The organism is Bartonella sp. TT29SHDZB (genome assembly GCF_042193395.1).
In the GTDB taxonomy this organism is placed as follows: domain Bacteria; phylum Pseudomonadota; class Alphaproteobacteria; order Rhizobiales; family Rhizobiaceae; genus Bartonella.
Genome location: NZ_JBHILQ010000049.1, coordinates 1 through 3724 on the forward strand (window position 1 = coordinate 1; position 3724 = coordinate 3724).

General features: G+C 37.5%; 7 protein-coding genes and 1 pseudogene. 4 read left to right on the plus strand and 4 right to left on the minus strand.

What is annotated here, in order from left to right; all coding sequences use genetic code 11:
* The coding region (locus ACFIJJ_RS09090; RefSeq protein WP_375646719.1) for a hypothetical protein at positions 1-317 on the plus strand (317 nt) is incomplete at its 5' end.
* Between the two features lie 27 nt (positions 318-344).
* Here the strand turns inward: ACFIJJ_RS09090 and ACFIJJ_RS09095 are convergent.
* Positions 345-914 (minus strand): hypothetical protein, encoded by a 570-nt coding sequence (locus tag ACFIJJ_RS09095; protein WP_375646721.1) that lies wholly within the window; start codon positions 912-914, stop codon positions 345-347.
* Complete coding sequence (locus tag ACFIJJ_RS09100; protein ID WP_375646722.1) at positions 884-1429, minus strand: hypothetical protein; 546 nt, start codon at positions 1427-1429, stop codon at positions 884-886. The genes ACFIJJ_RS09095 and ACFIJJ_RS09100 overlap by 31 nt, the downstream gene beginning before the upstream one ends.
* A 381-nt stretch (positions 1430-1810) precedes the next feature.
* Here ACFIJJ_RS09100 and ACFIJJ_RS09105 point away from each other — a divergent pair, with 381 nt between their 5' ends.
* On the plus strand, positions 1811-2587 hold the full coding sequence (locus ACFIJJ_RS09105) for an antA/AntB antirepressor family protein (protein ID WP_375646725.1): 777 nt from the start codon (positions 1811-1813) through the stop codon (positions 2585-2587).
* A 46-nt stretch (positions 2588-2633) separates the two neighbouring features.
* Positions 2634-2807: a hypothetical protein gene (locus ACFIJJ_RS09110; RefSeq protein ID WP_375646723.1), complete on the plus strand. Its 174-nt coding sequence runs from the start codon at positions 2634-2636 to the stop codon at positions 2805-2807.
* Positions 2808-2851: 44 nt separating this feature from the next.
* Here ACFIJJ_RS09110 and ACFIJJ_RS09115 read toward each other — a convergent pair whose 3' ends face one another.
* Entirely contained in the window at positions 2852-3148 is a 297-nt protein-coding gene (locus tag ACFIJJ_RS09115) for a HigA family addiction module antitoxin (RefSeq protein WP_004861504.1), read from the minus strand.
* 16 nt (positions 3149-3164) lie between these two features.
* Entirely contained in the window at positions 3165-3479 is a 315-nt protein-coding gene (locus tag ACFIJJ_RS09120; RefSeq protein WP_375624242.1) for a type II toxin-antitoxin system RelE/ParE family toxin, read from the minus strand.
* A 52-nt stretch (positions 3480-3531) separates the two neighbouring features.
* Between ACFIJJ_RS09120 and ACFIJJ_RS09125 the strand changes: the two are divergent.
* Positions 3532-3724: pseudogene (locus ACFIJJ_RS09125) on the plus strand (hypothetical protein); the annotation flags it as partial.

The window sequence follows — 3724 nt, forward strand, 5'->3', positions numbered from 1 at the left end:
TGCGCAACACTTTTGGGCAGCCCATCATCTACACGCGAAAGGACAACCAGCAATCTTTTCGTATCACAGCGATTTACGGCATTAAACATTCGGAATCGGACGCCGGTGGCAGAATCCCCACCACAATTCCAAGAAAGGAACTTGATCTTTGTATCAATGATATCGGGGGAATACCACCAAAACCTCAAGATAGTGTTGTAATCATTTCCCCTGAAAACAACAAAGCCCCCTCTTCTCAAGAGCACTTCGTGATCACAGATGTCCAAGCCTCAGAATCCGGTATGTATAAGCTTATCTTGCGAGAGATAAAACAATGAGGAACCTTTGTCTTGTGTGTTTCAAAATCAATAAGGCTGCCCAAGAGCTCGGATTACTGCTGCAAACCTTGGATTTGGAATAGCACTAAATCGGTAATTCCATGGTGCGCCGGTACGGTGACTGATGTGACATCCTTGGTATGTTATAGTTACTGATGCAATTCTTGCCCAAGTAGTCCTTTCATTATCTTCAGGGCTTTCAAATACAATAGCTTGATTTGTTACTAAAAGACGTCCTAAAATTGGAGTATTTTCGCCAATATCAAAGGTAACGCGTTCTTGAACTCTCAACAGTTTTTCATTTTGTACTAAACGATAATCATATTCACTTGCGTCAAGTTCTTGAAACATTTCACATGCTTCCTCAAAATTAGAGGGAGGAATATCTGATTGCCACAGAGCAACTTCTTGCTCAAAGCTTTTTTCCTTTTTTGTCTCACGATAGGCAATAATAACAAAAATTAAAACAATAAAAATGGGTACTAATAACCATGGCGTAATAGTTACTGTTACCACAATGCCTCCAATCAGTAGAGCACAAAGGAGAACGATCTGTACCCTCTTTTCTAACCGTTTTTTTTCAAGTTCCGGCGACATTTTATTAACAACTGATAAATCAGAAGAAGGATGGATATGGGGGGAGGCATTAAAACCTGCTCTGAAACTTTTTCTTTAAAACGTTTGTTGCGTTTATCTTGCCAATGAACAAAAATAGACAATACAATAAATGCAAAGAAAATTAACCTGAACCATCCCCAAAAACCTAGACCATCATTTTCGTCTGACTTTTTATCTTGAACATGGATACTTTGCTTATCAGTATTCTCAGGTAGTACCTTTGTCACGCTTTCATTTTGAGTAGCAACATCTATTAATAAAGTCGAGGAGGAGGAAAAAATTTCATTATTGTACGCAACTTGATCTGGTTTGATTTTGTGAAAAAAAAACGCACCTAATATTGCAGAGCCGAGAAATAATAAGACTCCAATACCAAGGGTTTTCAATCCATTTTTACGCCATTTTTTTATACACACTAAAACAAGTCCGACAACCATCACCGGTAACGACAACAAACATACGATCATCGCAATTGTATCAAGTATGTCGAGCATTATTGTCCCCTCCACTATAAATAAAAAACTAAGCTGGAAAATCTAAAGTGAGTCGACAAATAAAGTAAATATGTGCTTATGATTTTTAGAAAAAAGTGATATTATTACAGGAGTATGAATAATCGAAACAGGAACCTAACGAACACCTTAAATACTAAGCGGATAAGCTACCGAGATAGTTTATTTTCGCACATTAAAGGCTTTGACTCATTGTATGTTACTCGCATATAGTGATCTTGTGGGGTGTGGTTATGCTATAAAACACCTTCATAGGAAAGCATAACGACGGGCTTACTACCGTGTTTTTCAGTGCTCGGCACTTTCTAATTAAAGAGTCAATGAAAAACATCTAAGTAGTAAGGAGTTCATCATGAATACTCTATAAAAATTAAAGAACAAACTATTGGCCAAGAAACAATTCAAACTGTTAACGCGCGTGATTTGCATGCGTTTTTGGAAATAAAGTCTGAATTTAGAAATTGGATTAAAAATCGCATTAAAGAATGTAAATTTCAGGAAAATATAAACTTTATAACGCTTACTAAAAATTTAGTAAGCGGTGGAAAGGTAAAAGAATACCACATTACGTTAGACATGGCTAAACATCTTTCGATAATAGAGCGTAATGATAAAGGGCATGAAGCACGTCAATACTTTAACAAATGTGAACGGCTTTTGAAACAAGTAGTGACACCACAAGTTGACTACTCCAAACCTGAAGCATTACTTGGTGTCTTGAATCACCTACAAAATCAAATAGAGCAGAAAGATCATGTTATTGCTGAATTAGCACCAAAAGCAGAAGCACTTGATGGTTTAAAACGCTCTGATGGTTTGTTTGGTCTTATTGAAGCAGAAAAGATGTTAGAGGTACGACCTAAGGACTTAACTGATTACTTGCGTAAACATGATTGGGTGTATCGACGGGCTCTAAGGACGCCACTGTTACCTTATCAGGACAAGATCAAGAAAGGATTTATGGATTGTCCTGCTATTACTATTCAAAGACCGGATGGTACAGTAAAGGTGCTGCCTTCAACGAAAATCACATCCAGAGGATTAGCATGTTTAAGAGAGCAAATCTTTTGGGGGGGGGGCAATGAATACCAGTATCGATTTTTTGTGCGATTTATGGATGGCATTGTTTTAATTTTCTGATCGTGATGATGTCGAAGATAAAGCTTTTAATGCTCTCATTGAGACCATGGATGCAATAGAAAAAGCTTTGATTTTAAAACTTCAAGATGAGGTGCCGAATATTACAAAGATTCTTGCAGTTCTTACAGGTTTTGGAACTTCAGAACTACCGCATAGCATGAATCCGTTATTGCAAGCTTATGCTCCTACTTTGGAAAGTCCTGTTGTAAAAGCTGCTTAACTTAAAAACACAACTCCCCTCCCTGTTCTTAAAATGGGGAGTGGTTAAACCCTACATTCAAATTTATTGATTTTGGCAAATTCGTCTGCTTTTTCAGTTTGTAATATACTAACGTCATAAGCAGCTTGCATGTTAAGCCAAAATTCAGCAGTAGTATCAAAAAAATAGGCTAATCTTAGTGCTGTATCGGGAGTCACTGGACTATTTTCAGCAACAATACGTTCTATTCTCGTACGTGGAACATTTAATGCTTTTGCAAGAGCATAAGCAGAGAGAGCATATTCTTTTAAATATTCCTCTCGTAAAATTTCTCCGGGATGAATCGCTATATAATTTTTCATCTCGACCTCCTACAGATCAATGATAATCTATGATTTCAACTTCATAGGCGCCATTAGAGCGCCATTCAAAACAAATACGAAACTGGTCATTAATACGGATAGAATATTGACCTTTACGCTCTCCTTTCAATGCTTCTAGACGATTTCCCGGAGGACTACGCAAATCTTTAAGATCAACTGCTTTATCGAGCATAAACAATTTTCTTTGGGCTATACGCACTAGAGTGGTGGGAAAGTCTCTGGGCGGATTGCCTTCTAAAAGATCTTTACACCGCTTATCAGCAAAAGATTCAATCACCAAATCACCTTTATTCGTTCTTTTACGTATCATAGCACGATACCAATATAAAGAAAAGGATAAATGTTAAATAACAGGAACACTCATGCATCCGAGAGAAACGATAAGGGAAAGCTTTGTTGCGTTGATTAAAGCAGCAAAGACGGCAGCTGGTGACAATGTTTTCAATATGCGTGATTTCAACTTTTCCGTTGAGAACACGCCTGCAATTAATATCTCAACGCAAAGTGAAACAATTGAAGATGGCTATGATTATGGAGTAAGGCGGCGTGTTTTAA

Excerpts from the sequence above, each read along its gene's own strand:
- ACFIJJ_RS09115 (WP_004861504.1), bottom strand. The coding sequence starts at position 3,148 with ATGAAAAATTATATAGCGATTCATCCCGGAGAAATTTTACGAGAGGAA.
- ACFIJJ_RS09120 (WP_375624242.1), bottom strand. The coding sequence starts at position 3,479 with ATGATACGTAAAAGAACGAATAAAGGTGATTTGGTGATTGAATCTTTT.
- ACFIJJ_RS09095 (WP_375646721.1), bottom strand. The coding sequence starts at position 914 with ATGTCGCCGGAACTTGAAAAAAAACGGTTAGAAAAGAGGGTACAGATC.
- ACFIJJ_RS09100 (WP_375646722.1), bottom strand. The coding sequence starts at position 1,429 with ATGCTCGACATACTTGATACAATTGCGATGATCGTATGTTTGTTGTCG.
- ACFIJJ_RS09110 (WP_375646723.1), top strand. The coding sequence starts at position 2,634 with ATGGATGCAATAGAAAAAGCTTTGATTTTAAAACTTCAAGATGAGGTG.